Here is a 19,553-nt window from a genome sequence, read left to right on the forward strand (position 1 = left end):
CGTGCACGAGATCCGGTCGCGATGGCAGCGGCATGGTTGGCAAATAATCAGGTGCGCCAGCGGCCCCGGGGAATTAGCATGCCTGAAATCGTCAGTGCCACAGGGTAGCTGGGGACGCCCGGAGCGGAGGACTTCGCAGCTTCTATGCTAGCGACGTGCGCACGACCGAGACCAGGCCCACCATTCGGGTCAGTGCTGTCGTACTACGGAACGACCGCGGCGCGGTCCTGACTGTCCGCAAGCGCGGCAGCACCCGCTTCATGCTGCCCGGAGGTAAGCCCGACGCGGGTGAGAGCGCCGCGCAGACCGCGGTGCGCGAGGTCCGTGAAGAGCTCTCGGTGCATCTGGAACCGGCGGCCCTGCAACCGGTCGGAGTCTTCAGAGCCGCGGCCGCGAACGAACCCGGATTCGATGTCGAGTCGACAGTCTTCGAGCATCCACCGGTATCGGTCAGCCAACCCGCCGCCGAGATCGAAGAACTGCGTTGGCAGTCACTCGATGAGCCCTACCCCACAGACCTGGCGCCGCTGCTCGCGGAGCACGTGCTCCCCACCCTGTCCGGGAAGCGACCGCGGCCATAGCGCCCCGGGGCGACCGCGGCCATAGCGCCCAGGGGCGCCCGCCGCAGGTACTACAGGGTTGCGTCCAGTTGCCCTAGCCGGTCGGTAAGCCTCAAATTCTCCGAGTAGTCAACCGGGCAGGCGATCAGTGAGACGCCATCATCGTCAAGGGCGGCTTGCAGCGTCGGCTGTAATTGGTCGGCGGCGGTGATGCGATAGCCCTTGGCTCCAAAGCTCTCCGCGTAGGAAACGATATCGGGGTTGGTGAACGAGACGTGATGGTGTTCGCCAAGTTCTAGGTCCATCTTCCACTCAATGAGCCCGTAGCCACCGTCCTCCCAGATCAGCACCACCAGCGGGATCTGCTCGCGTACGGCAGTCTCGATCTCCTGCGAGTTCATCAGGAACGCCCCGTCACCCGCGACGGCCAGCACCTTCACACCGGGGCGGGCGAGCTTGACGCCAATTGCTCCGGGCAGTGCGAAACCCATGGTGGACAGACCGTTAGAGACAAGACAGGTATTGGGCTCGTACGTCGGGTAAAGGCGCGCCATCCACATCTTGGTGGCGCCGGTATCGACTAGCACGATGTCACTGCGGCCCAACGTGGCCCTGATGTCAGCCACAATCCGCTGCGGGGCCATGGGGAAACGCGAATCCTGCTGTCCTCGAGAAAATTCCTCTACAAGCAGGGCGGATCCAGGAGCGGAGGCACAGTCGAACCGATGCCCGGCCAGTGCGTCGGTAAGCGCGTTTACCGACGCACTGATATCACCGATGATTCCCACCGACACCGAGTAGTGTGCGTCGACCTCGGCCGGGAACCTGTGGATGTGGATGATCTCCTTGTCGCCGAGTGGGTTGATCCGTACGGGGTCGAACTCTTGCAGCTCATACCCCACCGCAACGATCACATCGGCCTGCTCAAAGCCGAAATTGGCGTAGTCGCGCCGCATAAAGCCGACCGTCCCCATGCTATTGGGGTGATCATCGGGCATCGCACCCTTACCGTGGAAGGTATTGGCTACTGGCACGCCAAGCCCCTCGGAGAACCTCATGAGTGCGGCGGTCGCCCCACCACGGGCGGCGCCGTGACCGGCCAGCACCACCGGCCGATGCGCTCGCCGCAGGATGTCGACCGCCCGTTGCACCTGGCCGGCCATCGGCGCTTCTGCATGTACCACATTGCGCGGCAACGGATTCAGTTCATATTCGGCGCTATCGGCGTCGATGTTTTCGGGCACCGCCAGAAAGACGGCCGCCGGCCGTTCGGTCTCCGCGAGTTTGAATGCCTTACGGAACATTTCTGGGATCGCCCGGGCCGTGGGAACGCCGTCCGCCCAGCGGGTAATCGGACGGAACATCGCCACAAGGTCTACGTACTGATGGGATTCCTTGTAGGCCCGGTCCTGCCCCACCTGCGCAGAGATAGCGACCAGGGGCGTGCTGTTGGTCGATGCGTCGGCGACCCCCAGCTGCAGGTTGATCGCACCGGGACCCAACGTGGCAGAAACCACCCCGGCCCGCCCCGTGACCCTGCCGTACATCTCCGCCATGAATGCCGCGCCCTGCTCATGGCGAGTGAGGATGTAGCGGATATCCGACGCCGCGAGCGCCTGGATGAACCGGATGTTCTCCTCCCCCGGTATCCCGAAGACCACGGAAACGCCCTCATTCTCCAAACACTTCACCATTAATTGGGCAGCTGTGCTCATCTTCCCTACGGTAGTGGCACGCTAGAGACATGCCTATCGCAACGATCAACCCGGCCAGCGGAGAGACGATCAAGACCTTCGTACCGGCGTCCGATGAGGAAATCGACGCCGCCATCGGACGTGCACACGACCGGTTCAAGCAGTACCGCACAACGAGTTTCGCCGACCGAACCGCCTGGGCATTAGCTACAGCCGACCTCCTCGAGGCCGAGGCCGATGAGGTCGCCGCCCTGATGACGCTGGAAATGGGCAAGACTTTAGCCTCGGCAAGGGCCGAGGTGCTCAAGTGCGCCAAGGGATTCCGATTTTATGCCGAGAATGCCCCAGCCATGCTCGCCCCGGAATCGGCCGATGCGTCTGCCATCAACGCATCACGCGCCTACGCCCAGTACCAGCCCCTGGGGGTGATACTGGCCGTGATGCCGTGGAACTTCCCCCTTTGGCAGGCGGTGAGATTCGCGGCGCCCGCACTCATGGCAGGCAACGTGGGCCTGCTCAAACATGCGTCGAACGTGCCACAGTCCGCGCTGTATCTCGCCGATGTGATCGCTCGCGGCGGATTCCCCGACGGCTGCTTCCAGACACTGCTGGTGCCATCGGGTGCGGTCGAACGGATTCTTCGTGACCCGCGAGTGGCTGCCGCCACGCTCACCGGAAGCGAACCGGCGGGGCGCTCGGTGGCCGCGATTGCCGGCGATGAAGTGAAACCCACTGTTCTCGAGCTCGGCGGCAGCGACCCGTTTATCGTAATGCCGTCGGCGGACCTTGAGCGGGCCGTCTCGACCGCGGTCACGGCCAGAGTCCAGAACAATGGCCAATCCTGTATCGCCGCGAAGAGATTCATCGCCCATCGCGATATCTACGACGACTTCCTGTCCAGGTTTGTCGACAAAATGGCTGCCTTACGCGTCGGCGACCCGACGGATCCGGCCACCGAGGTCGGACCGTTGGCTACCGAGCAGGGCCGTGACGAGGTCGACAAGCAGGTCCAGCAGGCCCTCGCGGCCGGCGCCACCGTCCGCTGCGGCGGCGTACGCCCAGATGGCCCAGGGTGGTACTACCCGCCTACCGTCATCACCGATATCACCAAGGACATGCCGATATTTGGCGAGGAGGTGTTCGGTCCGGTCGCCTCGGTCTACCGCGCAACCGACATCGAGGAAGCAATCGAGATCGCCAACGCCACATCGTTCGGCCTCGGCGCCAACGCCTGGACTGGCGAAGAAGCCGAGCAACAACGCTTCATCAACGACCTCGACGCCGGACAGGTCTTCATCAACGGTATGACGGTGTCCTACCCGGAGGTTCCATTCGGCGGCATCAAACGCTCGGGGTACGGCCGCGAACTCTCGGCCCATGGCATCCGCGAGTTCTGCAATATCAAGACGGTCTGGATCGCCTGAGCGGGCAGCACTGGTCCCTGAAAGGCAGAAGGCCCCCCGAACATTCGGGGGGTCTTCTCTTCTTGTGGAGCTGCCGGGAATTGAACCCGGGTCCAACGGCCGTTCATTAAGGCTTCTCCGTGCGCAGTTCGCTATGCCTCTACTTGGATCTCTCGGTCTCGCGAACAAGCCGAGATGACGATCCCAGTCGCTGTTTGATTTCCCTACGGGTCCCGCGACCGAACCCGTAGGTTTGTCCCTCTAGCTGATGCCAGGGTCCGGGCCGAGGGCGCTCCCGGTCTGACAGACACGCAGTCGCTTAGGCAGCGAGTGCGTAGTCGCGCTGATGAGAATCGGCGCTTAATTGGTTGCAATGACGCTTACGGTGGTCTCTTGCCTGCACCGGCACGCTTCCCTTAAGTCGAGACTCGCTGTCGAAACCTTTCAGCCCCGTCACCCCGCCGACCTTCGGTGGGACACTCCATCCTACCGCCGCATATCCACGAAGCCACCGAATTACCCGCCCGCGCCACGGTAGCGTGCTGGAAATCGCCAAACCTGGGGAGTCCACCATCATGCGCATGCTGCTGAGTGCTTACGCCGCCGTTATGGCCGGCGCCACCGTATTCGCTGCTCAGGCGTCTGCCGACCCGTCGGTACCCAACCTCGACGGCTACGCACCGGTCGAGCCCACCGCCTATGAGACGTACTCCGCATACGCCACGACGGGTGTGCAGTTCCTCACCCCCGACGGCCTGCGCTGCCGCATCACCTCAAACTCCCGGGCCACCGGCCTCGAGGGCACGTGCTGGGGCAAGCTGCCCGGCGTCGCGGGCGACGAGAACATCGCCACGGTGTCGCTCAACACCCCGGCCGCGAGCCTGACCCACATGCCCGATCTAGGCCAGCAGGAGATTGTCGCGCGGCCCGACGCGTCACCGGCCGGCCCGGCGCCCGTTGACCCCAGCGCCTACCACCCGCTGGCCTCTGGACAGAAGATCACCTACGGCCTCAGGGCCACCGACAAGATGATCACGTGCGCCGTAAGCGATCAACGCGAGACGATCTGCGTACTGCCCAACAATTTCACCGGCGACAGTCCGCACGGATTCGTGCTGTCCCCCGCCGGCAGCCGGGCCTTCTAGCCGTCGCCGAGACCGAGGTTGTGGCGAAAAGATGCGAGACGAATCAGCCACAACCTCGGTCTCGGCACAAGCGGGGAGCGGAGCCTTCTAGCGCGCGTCCTCGAGCACCTGCAAGGCGGCGTTGTATCCGGGGATGAAAGAAATCGCTGGTCCACCATGACATCCCGCACTCCCGAGGTATAGACCCTCGACGGGCAACGGATGATCGCGGTATCCGCGTGGCCCCGGCCTGTTGACTCCGATTTGGTCGGCGTGAACTAACCCGAAGCAATAGTCGCCACCCGGCGCTCCGAACATGGTGCCCATGTGCCGGGGCGTGAATGTGGTGTGCCGCAGCACGATGTCCTCGAAATTGGGAGCCAGCCGGGAAATCTTGTCGATGACCCGCTGCCCCATCTCCGCCTTCATCTCGCCATACCGGGCATGCTCTGTCTCGACCGGAAACCACAGGGCGAACGCCGAGGCCGCGTACTTGCCCTCCGGCGCCAGCTGCCGATCGTGCAGGGACGGGATCTGGAACACCACAGCGGGATCGGCGGGCACGATCCCCCGCCGACAGTCTTCCCACTGCGCCTGCAGCTCTTCGGGCGTGCTGTACATCCCGACGGTCGATTGCATTTGCGGATCATTCAGACTCTCGTACGGCGCGACGAACTCCGGCAGCGCCGCAAGAGCGAAATGCATCTGCAGATAGCTGCCACGGTGATCCACCCGCGCGAACCGGTCACGCTGATCCGGCGGAACCGCCGAGGAATCCAACATCTCCACCACGGTGAGATCGGGTGCGATACACGAAACGACCACCGGCGCGGTGATTGTCGATCCATCGTCCAAGGCGACTCCGGTCACCCGGCCATCCGCGGTGCGGATTTCGGTGACCTTGCTACGCAGTCGCACCTCTCCACCGTGTCCGACGAAGAGGTCATGCAGATGCGATGTCAACGCTCCAATGCCGCCGCGGAGCTTCTTCATCTGCAACGCGGTGGCATCCGGCATCGCCAACCCGAAGGCCAGTGCGGCTGCGCTACCAGGAGTTTCCGGACCTCGATAGGTCATGTTGAGCGCCAGGAATGCCAACATCCCGCGCAGCGCACCGTGTTTCTCCTTGTCGGGAAAATACCGGTCCAGCACGTCGGTCACCGACCCGAAGAGCATCTCGTTGATGCTGGCACGCTCGAATTCATTTGTCGCGCAGCCGTACATCTCGTCAAATGTCTTCGGCGGCAGTCCTACCTCGAATCGCCCCAATGCCCTCGTCGGCGCTTGACTCCACGCCATGATCCCCGCCATGCCGTTGACAGCCTCGGCTCCGTGCGCCTCGTTGAGATGGGTCAACAGCTTCATCGGATCGCTGTAGTAGATAACCGGATCGTCGCCGATTCCCCTGAGCGCCACAGAAACAACGTCCAGGTCGACCGACGGCAAGGTGTCGAGGCCAAGGTCGCGGCTCAGGACGGCGGATGTCGGAAACTGGACCGATCCGGCGATCTCGAATCGGTACCCGTCAAACAGCTCTACCGTCGAGGCCATGCCGCCGGAGTAGAGCTTGGCGTCCAGGCAGACCGTACGCAGCCCCGACTGCTGAAGTTTCGCCGCGGCGGTAAGCCCGTTATGCCCGGCGCCGATCACGATCGCTTCGAAGTCCGCCATCACGCCACGCTGACACGGCTCACCAAGTTTTGTCAATAGTGACAAAACTTGGTTTCAGGGCATATCGCCGATTCCCGCCTTCAAGAAATCCAGCGCGGTGCGACTCCGCCGCGTGAGCTCCTCGGGCGAATGGTCCTCGCCGAGCATCCACGCATCCATGGCACCGAAGACCGCCGCGGCAATACAGCGCGCCGTCACGGTATTGCGCAGGCGCACATCGGGATTGGCATCGCCGCCACCATCACGTATGAGATGCTCCTCGATCACCTCGGCGAATTCGGCCTCCACCTGCCGGATATGCCGCACGATGCGCGCCCGATCGAGCTCCTGGTTGCGCAACGTCGCGATCTTGACCACCGCGTCGACGTCGTAGGGGGCGCTGAAGATCGCCGACTCCACCGATTCCAGGATGGGTTCGCCCGCAGTTCTCGCATCCAGAGCGCTGCGAAACCATTCCAGACCGAGGTCGTAGTCCAGAAAGAGCAGATCATGTTTGGACTCGAAATGGCGATAGAAGGTTCGCAGCGAGACACCGGCATCCGCCGCAATCTGCTCGACGGAAGTGTCCTCTACGCCCTGCCCAAGAAAGCGCACTATCGCCGCCTGCCGAAGCGCCGCGCGCGTCCGCTCACTGCGCACAGTCTGGGCAGGTCTGACCATCCTGGAAAGGTACCCCACCGGCAGCCGGAGACAAGTTATGTCACTATTGACAAAATTTGCGCACGCTGCCAGGCTCCCGACATGGTGTCGCTCGTCGTCCACGCGATCCTCGGAATCACCGTCATCGCGCTCATCGTCGCCTCGAATCGGCCGATATTCGCCCGGACCGCAACGGGTCCCGCGTTATCGCTGCTCGAAATCGTGTACTACGTCGTTGGTATCGCCTCGATCGCACTGGGCTGGTACTTCAACATCCGGTACGTCGCCGAGTACCACGTGTCCAACCCGCTCACCGGCTGGATCGACTACATCAAGCTGATGTTCGTCAATCCCGCGGCGGGCTCGGCCAGCCAGGACTACACGATCGGCAATGTCATTCTGCTGCCGCTGATGACGATCATCGACGGGTACCGCCGCGGCATCCGGCGCCCGTGGCTCTACTTCGTATCGAGCCTCTTCACGAGTTTTGCGTTCGCGTGGGCCTTCTACCTGGTCACCGTCGAACGCCAGCGCAGACATCAACCAGCCACGGTCCTCGAATCCGTGTGAGCTACATGCCTTTTGCGCGACGCCCCAGTTCACGGGTGATCTCGCGGGTGGCGTCCCGCTTGGCCAGGTCCTGACGCTTGTCGTGCGCCTGCTTGCCACGGGCCAAGGCCAATTCGACCTTGACCTTGCCGTCCAGGAAATACAGCGACAACGGCACCAGCGTCAGGTTGCCATCGCGGATCTTTCCGACCAGCTGATCAATCTGTGCTCTGTGCAGCAACAGCTTCCGGTTCCGCAGCGGCGCATGGTTGGTCCAGGTGCCGTGGTCGTACTGCGGGATATGTAACGCGCGCAGCCAGACCTCGCCGTCATCGACGGTAGCGAAGGCGTCCACCAACGAGGCCTTGCCCTCGCGCAGGCTCTTGACCTCTGTGCCCACCAGCTGCACCCCGGCCTCGTACACATCGAGAATCGAATAGTTGTGCCGCGCCTTGCGATTGGACGCGATGATCTGGCGCCCGTCGGTCGGTTTCTTACTCATCGCCAGGACCTATCTACGCACGTACAGACGCAAAGTCACGTACGCGGTCACCCCGGCCAGCAGAATGCCCAGCGCCGCCATCTGAATCGACGCGAGGAAGACATCGCCGTAGGTGATCGGGGCAATCAGGTTGGCCTGAATGAACTGTTCCAGAGCCCCGTTCAGGATGGTCACCCGCGCCACGATCAGACCGATCACCGCCAGCAATACACCGGCAAGCGCAGCGATCACCGCCTCCAACAGGAACGGCAATTGCGTGTACCAACGGGTGGCACCCACCAACCGCATGATGCCCACTTCGGTGCGCCGCGTGTATGCGGCGACCTGAACCATGTTGGCGATCAACAGAACCGCACCAACGGCCTGGATCAGCGCGATCATGAACGCCGCATCACGCAGGCTGTTCAGGACCGCGAACAAGCGGTCGATCAGATCCTTCTGATTGAGCACGCCCTTCACACCGGGCTTGCCGACGAAAGACTCATCGAAATCTGCGTGTGTCTCCGGTTCCTTGAGCTTGACGATGAAGGAGGCCGGGAACGCATCCTTGCTCACATCCTTCATCAAGTCCCGGAACTGCGGCAGTCGCTTCTCGGCGTCCGCGTACGCGTCCTCACGGTTCACGAAACGCACCGACTTGATGTCGGAACGCTTCTCGATCTCGTCGCGCAGGCTTTTGCAGATATCGCTGCTGCAGTTGGTGTCGCTGGCCGACAGGTCCTCGGTGAGGAAGATCTGCGTCTCCACGCGGTCCAGGTAGATGGCCTTCGAGTTCTTGGCAAGCGATATCACCAGCAGACCACCACCGAACAACCCGATCGCGATGGCGGTCGTGATGATCATCGCCACGGTCATCGTCACATTGCGGCGCAGGCCGGTGAGTACCTCGTTGAACAGGAATCCAAAACGCATGTTCTATTCCACTTACCTATCTACCCCGTAGACACCGCGCTGCTCGTCGCGGATCAGCTTGCCCAGTTCCAGCTCGATCACGCGCTGGCGCATCGAGTCGACGATGTGATGGTCGTGGGTCGCCATCAGCACGGTAGTGCCGGTGCGGTTGATCCGCTCCAGCAGCGCCATGATGTCCTCACTCGTCTCGGGATCCAGGTTCCCGGTCGGCTCGTCGGCCAGCAGCACCAGCGGGCGGTTGACGAACGCGCGCGCGATACCGACGCGCTGCTGCTCGCCACCGGACAGCTCCGAGGGCAGCCTGCTGGCCTTGCCGGTCAGGTTCACCATCTCCAGCACCTCGGGAACGATGCGGTTGATGATGTCCGTCTGCTTGCCGATCACCTCGAGTGCGAAGGCCACATTCTCATACACCGTCTTTTGCTGGAGCAGCCGGAAGTCCTGGAACACACAGCCGATCGTCTGCCGAAGGTGCGGGATCTCGCGGCCGCGCAGCTTGTTGACGTGGAACTTGGAAACCTGGATTTCGCCCTTGGTGGGCAGCTCTTCACCCAGCAGCAGTCGCATGAATGTCGACTTACCCGAACCCGAAGGACCGATGAGGAACACAAACTCGCCCTTGTCGATCTCGAGGCTCACGTTGTCCAACGCGGGCCGAGCCGACGATTTGTAGAGCTTGGTTACCTTGTCGAGGCTGATCACGGCACGCCAGTGTAGCCGGGAAACCCGTGATGACCGTGAGGGCGCACTAGGGCGCCGGGGTCGCGGGAGCCGGAGGCGGCGCACCCGGCAGGGGCGGAAGCTGCGGCGGGACCACCCAGGGAGGCAACCATCCGGGCGGCTGAGGTGCGGTCGTCGTCGGGGGTGTCGGCGGTGTTCCGCTGGGCGTCGACGTCGGGAATGTGGTGACGATGGTGTTCGTCGGCTCCGCCGTCGTGGTCGTGGTGGGCGCAGTCGTGGTCACCGGACGCCTCGTGGTGCTCGGCACAGGCCGCGGCGCGGTCGTGGTGACGCTGGGCGTGGGCACCCAGGTGTATCCGGGAGGCGGCTGCGGCGGCGCGGGCTCCGGCTTGTTGATCTCGTAGAGCCAGCTTGCCGCGACGAACGCAAGAATGAGCACGGCGGTCGAGGTACGGATCCTGACCTTTGCCCTGATCTTGGTTCCCCAGGACAGGAGCTTTTCCCATAAAGGTTCCTGGCGAGGTTCACTCATTTGAGATCCTCGTCCTTCACGATCGGTTGCGGCTTGGTGTCAACACCCTCGTCGCGCCCCTCGTCGCGTTTGTTGTCGCGTTTGAGCTCTCCGGAGCTCGACGACGACATGGTGCGCACCACCGGGCGACTGTCCCCCACCAGCGCGACGCCCGCCTTGGCCAGCGCCGCGATCACCTTGGCGCGCAGCCGCCGTCCCACCTCGAACTGCTTACCGGGCAGCGACCGCGCCACCATACGCACGTTGACCCGGTCCACCTCGATGCTCTCCACACCCATCAGCGACGGGGCGTCGAGCAGTAGCTGAGACAGATCGCGGTCCACCAGCGCCTGCTGACAGACGTCATACAACACATCGTTGACCCGGGCCAGGTCCACGCTCGTCGGCACCGGAATATCGACGACCGCGCGGGCCCAATCCTTGGAAAGGTTGACCGCCTTGACGATCAACCCGTTCGGAATGGTGATGACCTCGCCCTCGCTCGACCGCAACTTGGTAACCCGCAGAGTGACCTCCTCGACAGTCCCCCGGGACTCGGTGGTCTGCCCCTGCACGTACAGCTCCACCAGATCGCCGAAGCCGTACTGCTTCTCGGTGATGAGAAAGAACCCGCTCAGCAAGTCCTGGACGACGCGCTGAGCGCCGAAACCGAGCGCACCGCCCAGCACGGCGGCCGGACCCGCGAGCCCGCCTATCGAAATGCCCAGCACCCCAACGACGTGCACGGTGGTCACCACGACAATCAGCACCACGACGATCCACGAGACAACGGAGGCGAGCGCCTGCCGGTGCTTACTGGCTTCGGAGCGCACCAATGCGTCGCTCTGGGTGAACGAACGGTCCAGTCGGCGGGTGATCTTGTGCGCGCCCCAGTTGATGAAGCGGACGAGGATCATCGCGCCGAGGACGGCGATGACGATCTGCAGACCGTTGTTGAGTAGCCAGCGGCCAACCTCGCTGGACCACAGAGTGTCCCAGCGCTCTGCGAGGCGAAGGCTCGCCGCGTTGAACTCGGCGGCGCTAGTCATCTCGCCTATTGCGCCACCGGATCCCCGCCTCCAGGAATCCATCGATGTCGCCGTCGAGCACCGCCGCGGGATTGCCTACCTCGTACTCGGTACGCAGGTCCTTGACCATCTGATAGGGCTGCAGCACATAGGAGCGCATCTGGGTGCCCCATGAGCTGCCGCCATCGCCCTTGAGCGCATCCATCTCGGCACGCTCCTCGAGCCGCTTACGCTCCAGCAGCCTGGCCTGGAGCACGCGCATCGCCGCGACTTTGTTCTGCAGCTGCGACTTCTCGTTCTGGCAGGTGACGACGATTCCCGTCGGGATGTGCGTCAGTCGCACGGCCGAGTCGGTGGTGTTCACCGACTGGCCACCCGGTCCGCTGGATCGGTAAACGTCAACGCGCAGGTCACCTTCGGGGATATCGATGTGATCGGTCGTCTCCACCACCGGGAGCACCTCGACATCGGCGAACGAGGTCTGGCGCCGACTCTGGTTGTCGAATGGGCTGATTCGCACCAGCCGGTGTGTGCCCTGTTCCACCGACAGCGTGCCGTAGGCGAAGGGGGCGTGCACGGCGAAGGTCGTGCTCTTGATACCCGCCTCTTCGGCGTAGGAGGTGTCGAAGACCTCGACCGGGTACTTATGCGCCTCTGCCCAGCGGATGTACATGCGCATGAGCATCTCGGCCCAGTCCGCGGCATCCACGCCGCCGGCGCCGGACCGAATGGTGACCACGGCCTCGCGCTCGTCGTACTCGCCGGACAGCAGTGTCCGGACCTCCATGGCCTCGATGTCCTCGCGCAGCTTGGCGCGGTCGGCATCGGCCTCCGCCACCACCGAGGCGTCCTCACCTTCCTCCGCGAGCTCGTAGAGCACCGGCAGATCATCGAGCCGCTGCCGGAGTGCTTCGACCCGCCGCAGCTCACCCTGCGCGTGTGAGAGCTGGCTCGTCACCTGCTGGGCACGCGCCTGGTCATCCCACAGGTTCGGGTCGGCGGCGGCTTCTTCGAGCGTCTCGATCCGGGCACGCAGGCCGTCGACGTCGAGCACCCGCTCCACCGTGGTGAGAGTCGTGTCGAGGTCAGCGATGTCGGCTTGGCAGTCCAGATCCACAACAGTTCAGGCTACCGGGCTGACGGACCACAACATTCCGACCCGACGGATCACCCCTAGCCGTGGGTCACCGCGCGGATGTGATCGGCGGAATGGCCCAGCCGGATCGCGGCCTCCGCCACCGCCTGGTGATCCATCAATTCCGGTGGCCCCAGCGCGCCGAGAACCGCCACCACCTCGCCGTCATCGCCGAAGACGGGCACGCCCAAGAACCCGATCCGGCATGGCGCGGCCAAGTCAACTGGTTCGCTCATCATGTCCACCATGAGGTCGAGAGTTCGCTGGTCGGCGTCGCGGCGCCCTCCCGCCAGCGCGCCAGCCAGTGAGTAGAACTGATCCACGTACATGCTCTGGCGCGCGACGTAGAACCCGTCGGCACGCACCCGCGCCAACATGGCGCAGACGCGCTCCCACCGCGAGTCAGACACCGCCGCCCCGGCGTTCTCCAGCCACCGACGAACCACGGAATCCTCGGCCCATGCCATGAAAATGATCCCCGCCGGGGCCGCCAAACGGACACGGCTACCGACGGGATAGCCGACTCCCGTCGCCGAACGTCCCGATGACGAGATGACCGCGACATCGTCGCCGATGACCATCGCCATCGTGGCCAGCGCGGCGAAGTGGTGTGCAAGCTCCGCGACCTCGCGATCCGCCGCCGCGGCGATACCGAAGCGCGCACGCGCCGCGTGACCGCCGATGAGCAACGCCGGGCCTATCGAGTACGTCTTGTGCCGGGGATGGCGTTCCAGATAGCCAGCGTCCGTCAGCGCCTGGAGTATCGCGAGAGTGGATGCGGCGTTGACACCCACCGCTTCGGCGATCTCGGTCATCGACCTGGGCTGGGTGGGGCGTGCCGCCAAGTGATCCAAGATCTGCGTGGCCCGCACGACAGCGGGCGCGGGCTTCGTCATTCGCGTCCCAATCTGGTAGCAGACTGCTACGATTTGCTGTCGGATTTGATATATCAAATCCGACAAAGACATACAATAATCAACTACTAGCTACCCGGTGGATTGATCCATGCATTCCTTTGGAAAACAGCTAGCCGCGCTACCAAGATCACGGTACGGCCCGTGGGCCGTTATCGCGGCCGGAGAGACAGAAACGGCGACCGCATTCGCGCGCCATATCGCGGCCAACGGGATCAACATCGTCCTGGCGACGCATGGCGGAAGGGCCGACGCCTACACACTGGCCGTGACCACCGGGGTGAGTGTCCGCACCACATCGCCCGACGTCTTCACCGGCGAGCTCGCCGCGGCCACCGACGATATCGACGTGGGCTTGTTGGTGTGCGTCACCGACGAGGACACCGGCAGCAGCCGCTTCGGCGAATCGGACCTGAATCGCATGCGGACGCTCTACCTGTCCCATCGATTTGGGCACAGAATCGCCGACCGCGGGCAGGGTGGCGTCATCATGGTGAGATCGTTGGCAGCACGAGGAATCGCGCACCACACTCAACCTCGCGGAGCCGATTCGACGTTCACGACGGGCATCCGCGATGACCTACACAGGCAGGGCGTCGAGGTAACGCTGTTCGACGATTACGTGCCACATCGGCCCGCGATGGACGCGGACGATCTCGCGTTGATGGCCTTGGCCCGGCTCGGACGCCGGCGGCACCGTCAATGTCGTCACGAACTTGATCAGCCGGATTGCCGCACCGTCCGCGGCGTCAACTGACGATCCGACAGTTGTGCATCGGGCGTTCAGTTTCCCGTCCCTCCCTATCCAAACTGACGCACTGGTAAGTTCCTGACCGTGAGTCAGGAAACGAAAACTGCGCCCAAGACCGAACTGCTTCACCCCACCCAGGACGACTTCGCCGAATTCGACGGCGAGACACGTCGACTCCTGAAGGCGACCGTCGATTGGTTCGAAGAACGCGGGAAGACCCGCCTTCTCAAGGACTACGTCGACAAGGTCTTCTACCAGGACTTCCTGGACTTCGCGGCGCGCGAGAAGCTGTTCGCAACCTTCCTCACCCCGGCTGCAGACGGCGCCGGGAACGCCGACAAGCGCTGGGACACCGCCCGCGTGGCCAAGCTCTCGGAGATCCTCGGCTTCTACGGCCTGAACTACTGGTACCCGTGGCAGGTGACCGTGCTCGGGCTCGGGCCGGTCTGGCAGAGCACCAACACCGACCCCCGCAAGCGCGCCGCCGATCTGCTTGACGGCGGTGCCGTCGCGGCCTTCGGCCTGTCCGAGCAGGCCCACGGCGCCGACATTTACTCCACCGACCTGGTACTCACTCCCGTCGAAGGTGGCGGATACACGGCCTCCGGCAGCAAGTACTACATCGGCAACGGCAATTGCGCCCGCATCGTCTCGGTGTTCGGCCGCGTTCAGGGCCGCGACGGTCTGGACCAGTACGTCTTCTTCCTCGCCGACAGCGAGCACCCCAACTACACGGTGATCAAGAACGTCGTGCCGTCCCAGATGTACGTCGCCGAGTTCGAGCTCAACGACTACCCGGTGAGCGAAGACGACATCCTGCACGTCGGCGCGGACGCCTTCAGCGCGGCGCTCAACACCGTCAACATCGGCAAGTTCAACCTGTGCTTCGGCGGCATCGGCCTCTCGACACACGCCCTGTACGAGTCCGTCACCCACGCGCACAACCGCATTCTGTACGGCAGCCCGGTCACCAAGTTCGACCATGTGCGCCGCGAGTTCGTGGACGCCTATGCCCGGTTGATGGGCATGAAGCTGTTCAGTGAGCGTGCCGTGGACTACTTCCGCACCGCCAGCCCCGAGGATCGGCGCTACCTGCTGTTCAACCCTGTCACCAAGATGAAGGCCACCACCGAGGCCGAGAAGGTACTGGCGTTGCTGGGGGACGTCATGTCGGCCAAGGCATTCGAGGCCGAGACCTACACCACCGCGGCACGTATCGACGTGGCGGGGCTGCCCAAGCTTGAGGGCACGGTGGCCGTCAACCTGGCACTGATCCTCAAGTTCATGCCCGCCTACCTGCACCATTCGCAGGACCTCCCGGTTCCCGGAGTGCAGCTGGAAGCGCGCGACGATGAGTTCCTCTTCAACCAGGGTCCGGCCAGCGGTCTGGGCAAGGTCCAGTTCCACGATTGGCGCAAGCCGTTCGCGGAGAACGCAGGCATTCCCAATGTCGCGGCCTTCACCGAGCGCGCCGAGGCACTGGCCACCCTGGTGGCCGCGGAGAAGGACGCCATCAAGACCGCCGGACTGGATCTGCAGTTGAGCATCGGCGAGCTGTTCACCCTCGTGGTCTACGGCGGTCTGATCCTGGAGCAGGCCAAGCTGCGGGGTGCCGACGAGCAGCTCATCGACCAGATCTTCGAGATCCTCAACCGGGACTTCTCGCAGTACGCGGTCGATCTGATCGGCAAGCGCGAGGCCACCGCGACGCAACGGCAGTGGGCCAAGGACGTTATTTCAGAACCGGTATTCAATTCCGAACGCTTCGATGCGATTTGGAATCGAGTCGAGGCGCTGTCCGGCGTGTACGAAATGCGGGCCTAGTCCGCAGGTCTACCCGCGCGCCCTCGGAACCGTCGCTAGCATCGGTGGGGTAACCCGTCCGCACAGGACCGCGGCCAGCCCCCTGTCGGCCAGCCCATAGCCGACGACAGCCGCTGCCCCCTGTCGGGCAGATAAGGACGTACGAGGGTGCGCGCCGTTCACGTCGCCATCGTCGGTGCGGGGCCCTCGGGCTTCTTTGCCGCCGGATCGCTGCTCAAACACTCCGATTTCGACGTGCATGTCGACATGCTCGAAATGCTCCCGACTCCTTGGGGTTTGGTTCGGTCCGGGGTGGCTCCGGACCACCCCAAGATCAAGTCGGTCAGCGCGGTGTTCGAGAAGACGGCGACGCATCCGCGTTTCCGATTCTTCGGCAACATCGAAGTGGGAGAGCAGATCACCGCCGAGGAGTTGGCGTCACGCTACGACGCGGTGATCTACGCGGTCGGAGCCCAGTCCGACAAGCCCCTGGGCATCCCGGGCGACCAACTGCCCGGCTGCATCGCCGCCGTCGACGTGGTGGGTTGGTACAACGCCAATCCCACGCATCAGAAGGTGTCGGTCGACCTCTCCGGCAAGCGCGCCGTGGTCGTCGGGAACGGCAACGTGGCACTGGACGTCGCACGCATCCTGGGCATGGATCCGGAGTCGCTGCACACCACCGACATCGCCGACCGCGCGCTGGACTCCCTGGACCACAACGCGATCCGTGAGGTTGTGATCATCGGACGACGCGGACCACTGCAGGCCACCTTCACCCCGCTGGAGCTGCGCGAGATGGGTGAACTGCCGGGCGTCGACGTCGTGGTGGATCCCGAAGACCTGGCCGGCATCACCGATGAACAATTGGCGGCCGCACCCAAGCCCACCCGCACCAACATCGGCACCCTGCGCAAGTTCTCGGAGCGACCGCAGACCGAGGGCCATCGCCGGGTGGTGTTCCAGTTCCGCACCTCCCCCATCGAGCTGCATGGCGACGGCGAGGTGGAATCAATCACGCTGGGCCGCAACGAACTCGTCGACGACGACGGATACATCGTCGCCCGTGACACGGGTGAACGCGAGACGCTGCCCACTCACCTGGTCGTACGTGCCATTGGATATCGCGGAGTTCAGGTGCCCGGACTGCCCTTCGATTCCCGGCGCGGTGTCATCCTCAACAACGCCGGACGCATCGAGGGCCGCGAGAACGAGTACGTGGTCGGCTGGATCAAACGCGGTCCGGTCGGCGTCATCGGAACCAACAAGAGCGACTCACAGGAGACGGTAGACACCTTGCTCGCCGACTTGGTGACCGCCGACTTGGGAGCCGCGCCCGATACCGCCGCACTGGGAGAATGGCTGTTGGGCCACGAACCGCACATCGTGTCGCAATCCGATTGGCTGACCATTGATTCGCATGAGCGCGCCACCGGTGAACCGCAGGGCCGCCCCCGCGTGAAGCTGGAGACGGTGCCCGATCTGCTGGCCGCAACCGGACGACACGGCGAACCGTGACGTTGGCCTTCGCCCAACGGCTCATCCGTGACCGTCCACATCGTGGTGTCACAGGCCGAGTGAGCGTCCAGGCAGACATTTCGCCTGTTTTCCTGCGTGAGCACACCCGGCACATTCATTCTTAACATTTCCTTAGATTTTTCTTATTTTACTTATTTTCCGGGTAGCTTCGTCCTTATGACAGAGCATGCGGTGGTGGTTGTCGGCGGCGGGCCGACCGGACTGATGTTGGCCGGCGAGCTGGCGTTGGCCGGTGTAGACGTGGCCATAGTCGAGCGGCGCACCACACACGAACTCGACGGGTCGCGCGCCGGCGGCATGACGTCACGCACCCTCGAAGTACTCGATCAACGCGGGATCGTCGACCGATTTCTACCCCAAGGGTTTACCGCACCTATCGCGCATTTCTCCGCGCTCCTTCTGGATATGACCGACCTGCCGACCAGACACACATTCGGTTTGGCGTTGCTGCAATACCGCGTTGAGCGCACCTTGTCCGAATGGGTTGGCGAACATGAGGTGCCGATCTATCGGGGGCGTTCGGTCACTGGATTCACCCCATCCGACGACGCCGTCGATGTCGAGCTCTCCGACGGCTCGAGGCTGCGAGCGCAGTATCTGGTTGGCTGCGACGGCGGACGCAGCCTGATCCGAAAGATCGCCGGAATCGGGTTCCCGGGTTGGGATCCATCGACAAGCTGCCTGGTCGCAGATGTTCAGGTAGCCCAGGAACCCGAGTGGGGCATCCATCGCGAGGGCGCCCTGCATTCTTTCTTCAGATTCGAAGAAGGTGGACCCGTTCGGGTCTTGGTCACCGAACCACAAATCGGCCGAACGGATGAACCAACCCTAGGCGATCTCAGCGAAGCATTAGTGGCCGCCCGCGGCACTGACTACGGAATGCACAGTCCCACATGGATTTCCCGATTCTCCGATGTGACCCGACAGGCCGCCACATACCGCGAGGGACGGGTGCTGCTTGCCGGTGACGCGGCCCATGTGCACTTCCCCATCGGCGGACAGGGCCTCAACACCGGAGTCCAGGACGCGGTCAACCTCGGTTGGAAGCTGGCCCAAGTCGTCAATGGGACATCGCACGAAAGCTTGCTGGACACGTATCACGCAGAACGGCACCCGGTGGCGGCGCGAGTACTCCACAACACCATGGCACAAACCGCACTCAGCCGCTCCGGCGACCGGGTCGATGCCCTGCGCGACATCGTCTCGGAGCTACTGACTTCGACACGCCACGACGCCACATCGCGGCAATGATGAGCGGCCTGGACATCCACTACGACCTGGGCGATGGGCACCCTCTCCTCGGACGGCGCATGCCGGATCTTGATGTGCTCACCAACGATGGCATGGTGCGGGTGTTCACGCTGCTACACGATGCGCGCGGCGTCCTTCTCAACCTGGGTGCACCCATCACCGGCACCTCGGGATGGTCGCATCGGGTCGATGCCATCGATGCCGAATACGTTGGTGTCTTGGATCTTCCGGCCATAGGTGTGGTCGATGCCCCCCCAGGCGATTCTGATCAGGCCGGATGGCTACGTCGCCTGGGTCGGCGACGGTACGGCGGCCGGGCTCAACGACGCGCTGCACACGTGGTTCGGGCCACCGCGTTACAGCGGCGGGGGCTCGTAGTACCGCGGCGGCGGCTCGTGTTTTTTGGCCGGATCCTCGGCTGATGACGGCCCCTCAATAGGTCCGGGGGGTGGCGGCGGCGTTGATGGCGGGGGCGGTGGCGGCACCGGATCGATGTTTTCGATCGATGGTGGCCCACTCGGATACTGCTGCGGCGTTGGCCCACCTGACGGAGCCAGCAGCACATCCCAACGCTCGGGATTCTTCGGCGAATACAACACCGGAATCAGATCGCCAATGCGCGGCCAGTTGTTGACGTCACGGACAATCTGCCGGTAGGTGATGTATTCGGCGACCGTCGGACCATTGATGGCACCGGTGATAGTGACCAGCTGGCCGCCCGTCACCCCCTCAGGACGGGGGCTGACCCCGGTCACCAACAGGGTTCCTTCCGCCGCGTTCACACCGGGTTGAGCCTGCCGACCGCGTCGCATCTGCATGATGACGAAAACGAGCGATCCGCCGATCAGCAGTAGCACCAGGAATTCCCACACACGTCCATGGTAGG

General features: G+C 63.7%; 18 protein-coding genes, 1 other RNA gene and 1 pseudogene. 8 read left to right on the forward strand and 12 right to left on the reverse strand.

Annotated features, from left to right (window positions below; genetic code table 11):
* Nucleotides 1–155: 155 nt before the first annotated feature.
* The gene (locus DSM43276_RS16450) at nt 156–581 is read left to right on the forward strand and encodes an NUDIX hydrolase (RefSeq protein WP_078330934.1); all 426 of its coding nucleotides are present in this window, start codon (nt 156–158) and stop codon (nt 579–581) included.
* A 50-nt stretch (nt 582–631) separates the two neighbouring features.
* Here DSM43276_RS16450 and DSM43276_RS16455 read toward each other — a convergent pair whose 3' ends face one another.
* Nucleotides 632–2,275: an acetolactate synthase large subunit gene (locus tag DSM43276_RS16455; RefSeq protein ID WP_078330933.1), complete on the reverse strand. Its 1,644-nt coding sequence runs from the start codon at nt 2,273–2,275 to the stop codon at nt 632–634.
* A gap of 29 nt (nt 2,276–2,304) precedes the next feature.
* Between DSM43276_RS16455 and DSM43276_RS16460 the strand changes: the two genes are divergently transcribed.
* Nucleotides 2,305–3,678: an NADP-dependent succinic semialdehyde dehydrogenase gene (locus tag DSM43276_RS16460; RefSeq protein ID WP_078330932.1), complete on the forward strand. Its 1,374-nt coding sequence runs from the start codon at nt 2,305–2,307 to the stop codon at nt 3,676–3,678.
* Nucleotides 3,679–3,740: 62 nt separating this feature from the next.
* On the opposite strand, the gene ssrA is transcribed toward DSM43276_RS16460, so the two are convergent.
* Nucleotides 3,741–4,109: a transfer-messenger RNA gene (gene ssrA / locus DSM43276_RS16465) on the reverse strand.
* 123 nt (nt 4,110–4,232) lie between these two features.
* Here ssrA and DSM43276_RS16470 point away from each other — a divergent pair.
* Nucleotides 4,233–4,802 (forward strand): hypothetical protein, encoded by a 570-nt coding sequence (locus DSM43276_RS16470; protein ID WP_078330954.1) that lies wholly within the window; start codon nt 4,233–4,235, stop codon nt 4,800–4,802.
* 87 nt (nt 4,803–4,889) lie between these two features.
* Here DSM43276_RS16470 and DSM43276_RS16475 read toward each other — a convergent pair whose 3' ends face one another.
* Together DSM43276_RS16475 and DSM43276_RS23885 are read right to left on the reverse strand one after the other, a co-directional pair.
* Nucleotides 4,890–6,452, reverse strand: coding sequence for a phytoene desaturase family protein (locus DSM43276_RS16475; protein ID WP_078330931.1), 1,563 nt, complete (start codon nt 6,450–6,452; stop codon nt 4,890–4,892).
* Nucleotides 6,453–6,506: 54 nt separating this feature from the next.
* Nucleotides 6,507–7,112: a TetR/AcrR family transcriptional regulator gene (locus tag DSM43276_RS23885; RefSeq protein ID WP_078330930.1), complete on the reverse strand. Its 606-nt coding sequence runs from the start codon at nt 7,110–7,112 to the stop codon at nt 6,507–6,509.
* Nucleotides 7,113–7,193: 81 nt separating this feature from the next.
* Here DSM43276_RS23885 and DSM43276_RS16485 point away from each other — a divergent pair, with 81 nt between their 5' ends.
* A complete protein-coding gene (locus DSM43276_RS16485; protein WP_078330929.1) occupies nt 7,194–7,661 on the forward strand; it encodes a DUF2834 domain-containing protein in 468 nt (155 codons plus the stop codon).
* Between the two features lies 1 nt (nt 7,662).
* Here the strand turns inward: DSM43276_RS16485 and smpB are convergent, their stop codons facing one another.
* Genes smpB through DSM43276_RS16520 form a run of 7 tightly spaced genes read right to left on the reverse strand, consistent with a single transcriptional unit; the run spans nt 7,663 to nt 13,305 of the window.
* Nucleotides 7,663–8,142 (reverse strand): SsrA-binding protein SmpB, encoded by a 480-nt coding sequence (gene smpB, locus DSM43276_RS16490; protein ID WP_078296445.1) that lies wholly within the window; start codon nt 8,140–8,142, stop codon nt 7,663–7,665.
* A 9-nt stretch (nt 8,143–8,151) separates the two neighbouring features.
* Nucleotides 8,152–9,054, reverse strand: a complete 903-nt coding sequence (gene ftsX, locus DSM43276_RS16495) for a permease-like cell division protein FtsX (protein ID WP_078323822.1) — start codon at nt 9,052–9,054, stop codon at nt 8,152–8,154.
* Nucleotides 9,055–9,066: 12 nt separating this feature from the next.
* Nucleotides 9,067–9,756, reverse strand: coding sequence for a cell division ATP-binding protein FtsE (gene ftsE, locus DSM43276_RS16500; RefSeq protein ID WP_046254400.1), 690 nt, complete (start codon nt 9,754–9,756; stop codon nt 9,067–9,069).
* A 46-nt stretch (nt 9,757–9,802) separates the two neighbouring features.
* On the reverse strand, nt 9,803–10,267 hold the full coding sequence (locus DSM43276_RS23890) for an Rv3103c transmembrane domain-containing protein (protein ID WP_099051393.1): 465 nt from the start codon (nt 10,265–10,267) through the stop codon (nt 9,803–9,805).
* Nucleotides 10,264–11,295 (reverse strand): mechanosensitive ion channel family protein, encoded by a 1,032-nt coding sequence (locus tag DSM43276_RS16510; RefSeq protein WP_078330928.1) that lies wholly within the window; start codon nt 11,293–11,295, stop codon nt 10,264–10,266. The genes DSM43276_RS23890 and DSM43276_RS16510 overlap by 4 nt, the downstream gene beginning before the upstream one ends.
* Nucleotides 11,288–12,391, reverse strand: coding sequence for a peptide chain release factor 2 (prfB, locus tag DSM43276_RS16515; protein WP_078330927.1), 1,104 nt, complete (start codon nt 12,389–12,391; stop codon nt 11,288–11,290). Before prfB ends, DSM43276_RS16510 begins: the two co-directional genes overlap by 8 nt.
* 56 nt (nt 12,392–12,447) lie before the next feature.
* Nucleotides 12,448–13,305, reverse strand: a complete 858-nt coding sequence (locus DSM43276_RS16520) for an IclR family transcriptional regulator (protein ID WP_078330926.1) — start codon at nt 13,303–13,305, stop codon at nt 12,448–12,450.
* A 109-nt stretch (nt 13,306–13,414) separates the two neighbouring features.
* On the opposite strand from DSM43276_RS16520, the gene DSM43276_RS16525 reads away from it, so the two are divergent.
* The 4 genes and pseudogenes from DSM43276_RS16525 to DSM43276_RS16540 all read left to right on the forward strand — a co-directional run bounded on the left by DSM43276_RS16525 (nt 13,415) and on the right by DSM43276_RS16540 (nt 19,045).
* On the forward strand, nt 13,415–14,080 hold the full coding sequence (locus DSM43276_RS16525) for an SDR family oxidoreductase (RefSeq protein WP_078330925.1): 666 nt from the start codon (nt 13,415–13,417) through the stop codon (nt 14,078–14,080).
* A gap of 78 nt (nt 14,081–14,158) precedes the next feature.
* Nucleotides 14,159–15,898 carry an acyl-CoA dehydrogenase family protein gene (locus tag DSM43276_RS16530; RefSeq protein ID WP_078330924.1) on the forward strand — a complete coding sequence of 580 codons (1,740 nt, stop codon included), beginning with the start codon at nt 14,159–14,161 and terminating at the stop codon, nt 15,896–15,898.
* A gap of 147 nt (nt 15,899–16,045) precedes the next feature.
* Nucleotides 16,046–17,395, forward strand: a complete 1,350-nt coding sequence (locus DSM43276_RS16535; protein ID WP_078330923.1) for an FAD-dependent oxidoreductase — start codon at nt 16,046–16,048, stop codon at nt 17,393–17,395.
* 177 nt (nt 17,396–17,572) lie between these two features.
* A pseudogene (locus DSM43276_RS16540) lies at nt 17,573–19,045 on the forward strand (FAD-dependent monooxygenase).
* Here DSM43276_RS16540 and DSM43276_RS16545 read toward each other — a convergent pair.
* Nucleotides 19,024–19,539 carry a DUF3592 domain-containing protein gene (locus DSM43276_RS16545; RefSeq protein WP_109556249.1) on the reverse strand — a complete coding sequence of 172 codons (516 nt, stop codon included), beginning with the start codon at nt 19,537–19,539 and terminating at the stop codon, nt 19,024–19,026. The pseudogene DSM43276_RS16540 and the gene DSM43276_RS16545 sit on opposite strands and share 22 nt — an antisense overlap.
* Between the last annotated feature and the right edge of the window lie 14 nt (nt 19,540–19,553).

The sequence above is a fragment of the Mycobacteroides salmoniphilum genome (assembly GCF_004924335.1).
GTDB lineage: Bacteria > Actinomycetota > Actinomycetes > Mycobacteriales > Mycobacteriaceae > Mycobacterium > Mycobacterium salmoniphilum.

Coding starts and splice junctions, on each gene's coding strand:
- DSM43276_RS16455 (WP_078330933.1), bottom strand. CDS start 2,275: ATGAGCACAGCTGCCCAATTAATGGTGAAGTGTTTGGAGAATGAGGGC.
- DSM43276_RS16460 (WP_078330932.1), top strand. CDS start 2,305: ATGCCTATCGCAACGATCAACCCGGCCAGCGGAGAGACGATCAAGACC.
- DSM43276_RS16470 (WP_078330954.1), top strand. CDS start 4,233: ATGCGCATGCTGCTGAGTGCTTACGCCGCCGTTATGGCCGGCGCCACC.
- DSM43276_RS16475 (WP_078330931.1), bottom strand. CDS start 6,452: ATGGCGGACTTCGAAGCGATCGTGATCGGCGCCGGGCATAACGGGCTT.
- DSM43276_RS23885 (WP_078330930.1), bottom strand. CDS start 7,112: ATGGTCAGACCTGCCCAGACTGTGCGCAGTGAGCGGACGCGCGCGGCG.
- DSM43276_RS16485 (WP_078330929.1), top strand. CDS start 7,194: ATGGTGTCGCTCGTCGTCCACGCGATCCTCGGAATCACCGTCATCGCG.
- smpB (WP_078296445.1), bottom strand. CDS start 8,142: ATGAGTAAGAAACCGACCGACGGGCGCCAGATCATCGCGTCCAATCGC.
- ftsX (WP_078323822.1), bottom strand. CDS start 9,054: ATGCGTTTTGGATTCCTGTTCAACGAGGTACTCACCGGCCTGCGCCGC.
- DSM43276_RS23890 (WP_099051393.1), bottom strand. CDS start 10,267: ATGAGTGAACCTCGCCAGGAACCTTTATGGGAAAAGCTCCTGTCCTGG.
- DSM43276_RS16510 (WP_078330928.1), bottom strand. CDS start 11,295: ATGACTAGCGCCGCCGAGTTCAACGCGGCGAGCCTTCGCCTCGCAGAG.
- DSM43276_RS16520 (WP_078330926.1), bottom strand. CDS start 13,305: ATGACGAAGCCCGCGCCCGCTGTCGTGCGGGCCACGCAGATCTTGGAT.
- DSM43276_RS16525 (WP_078330925.1), top strand. CDS start 13,415: ATGCATTCCTTTGGAAAACAGCTAGCCGCGCTACCAAGATCACGGTAC.